We start from the raw sequence: 1,603 nt of genomic DNA, 5'->3' as shown, positions 1-1,603 counted from the left end.
CATTAGATCATGTGTGCGATATTTTTCTGGTGCTTGTTCGAACGCCGCGCACCCTTGCTTGACTACACTGACCTCATGTCTGATCGCAGCGCCGCCGAGTGGGCGTACCGTGTCCTGCTAGCCCTGTCGGGCGCCCTCCTCGGCCTCTACGTCACGGCCACATGGTGGCCATCTGACCGCCTACGGATGACTGACAGCCTGACTGAGGGCGGGTCGCTTCTCGTCTCACTCGCTGGCTTGACCTTCGCTGCGGGATGCGCCGTGTGGGCGTTCACTCCCGCTCGTCGGGACTAGCTCAACCAAGGCGACACAAGACCGAGACCGACAGCGATCCGCGATCCCTGCGCGGTGTTGCAATCGGCGTGAGCTGGTGCCCAGTTGCTCTGCTCCCAGGTCAGGTGCGGATGTGTGGCTCGGGGCTTGATGTGCTGCACGGTGCACGCCTGCTTGTGTGGGTGGCGCAGGCTGTAGTCGATCGGCATGCCGCAGATGACGCATGGCAGGTCGCCCGCCTGCCCATGTCGGCGCACGAGAGCGAGCGCATCCTGTGCTCGCTTCCCGCCCCACTCAGCGGCCCCACCAGTCACCTGCGCAGACATGCGCGCTCACCGATCACACTCGGGACACCACGGCGCCCCGTCCTTGCCGTGCCGTAGGGGTAACCCGCATCGCTCGCACCAGCCACAGTCAGAGGTCCCCATCTGTCGCCCCCCTACATGCATAATGCCCACCGGTGCGAGGGCGCACTGATGGGCAACTAGGCGCAGCATATCACGACGATCTGAGTTGTGCTTCTGCTGCGACACGCCGGATGGTCCCGAGGTCATACAGCGTGCGTCGCTGGTCGTCGGGGTCTGCGACGCCCCTATCGAGGAGTGATCTGGCCGCCCATGCTTGGAGTGTGCGGAGGGGTATGCCCGTGAGGCGGGCAGCGTCGGGGAGGCTGACGGCGGTGATGGAGATGATGCGGGCGCAGTCGGTGCAGGTCCACACGTCGCCTGATGGCGTGAGGGTGCCGATGTGGCAGCGGTTGCATCGGGCGTGTCGGGGTGGGTCGTCGTCGCGGACGCCGCGGGTGGCTGCCCGGGTGTTGCGCCAGCAGCGCTCGATGCCCCACACCAGCTCGTCCCACTGGGGCAGGGTCTGGGCGAAGTCGAGCCAGGTGGCGAGCCATGAGCAGCATCCGGCCACGGTGTCGGGCAGGTCGTCGGGGGCAAGTCCTGCGTCGAGGGCGTCGGCCTCGATGTCTCGGCACCAGGTCCACAGGTAGGGCAGGAGGCCTGCTCGGTCGGGGTCCATCCATTCGGCGCGTCCGGCTGCCACGTCCTGCGCGAGCGTGTTGTTGAGGAGCTGGATGACATCGAGTCGGACTGGTGGGCGACTGCCGGGTGCAGTGCGTCGCTGGGTGTCGTCGGGCGATCTGGTGATGAGCGCGGTTGGGAGGAGGGTGGCAAGGTCTGCCAGCTCGGCGAGCCAGCGGCGGACGTGCTGGGCGGTGGGGGTCACTGGTCCTCCTGGGGTGTCGGGTCGTGGTCGTGTCCGGCTGCCGGCGGTGGCCGGAGCACGAAGGCCTCCTCGACGGCGAGCAGTCCGTCTCGGGAGG

The 1,603-nt window shown here is 67.3% G+C and carries 3 protein-coding genes; 1 reads left to right on the top strand and 2 read right to left on the bottom strand.

Annotated features, from left to right (window positions below):
- Nucleotides 1-290: 290 nt before the first annotated feature.
- Complete coding sequence (locus ACTQ05_RS09450; RefSeq protein WP_441184316.1) at nt 291-482, bottom strand: HNH endonuclease; 192 nt, start codon at nt 480-482, stop codon at nt 291-293.
- Here ACTQ05_RS09450 and ACTQ05_RS09445 point away from each other — a divergent pair.
- Entirely contained in the window at nt 426-656 is a 231-nt protein-coding gene (locus ACTQ05_RS09445) for a hypothetical protein (RefSeq protein WP_441538958.1), read from the top strand. The genes ACTQ05_RS09450 and ACTQ05_RS09445 overlap by 57 nt on opposite strands.
- A gap of 115 nt (nt 657-771) precedes the next feature.
- Here the strand turns inward: ACTQ05_RS09445 and ACTQ05_RS09440 are convergent, their stop codons facing one another.
- The gene (locus ACTQ05_RS09440) at nt 772-1,506 is read right to left on the bottom strand and encodes a hypothetical protein (RefSeq protein ID WP_441042371.1); all 735 of its coding nucleotides are present in this window, start codon (nt 1,504-1,506) and stop codon (nt 772-774) included.
- Between the last annotated feature and the right edge of the window lie 97 nt (nt 1,507-1,603).

The organism is Collinsella sp. LCP21S3_A9 (genome assembly GCF_052118785.1).
Taxonomy (GTDB): Bacteria; Actinomycetota; Coriobacteriia; order Coriobacteriales; family Coriobacteriaceae; genus Collinsella.
The sequence above is the reverse complement of the archived record's forward strand: the minus strand, read 5'-3'. Positions and strand labels throughout refer to the sequence as shown.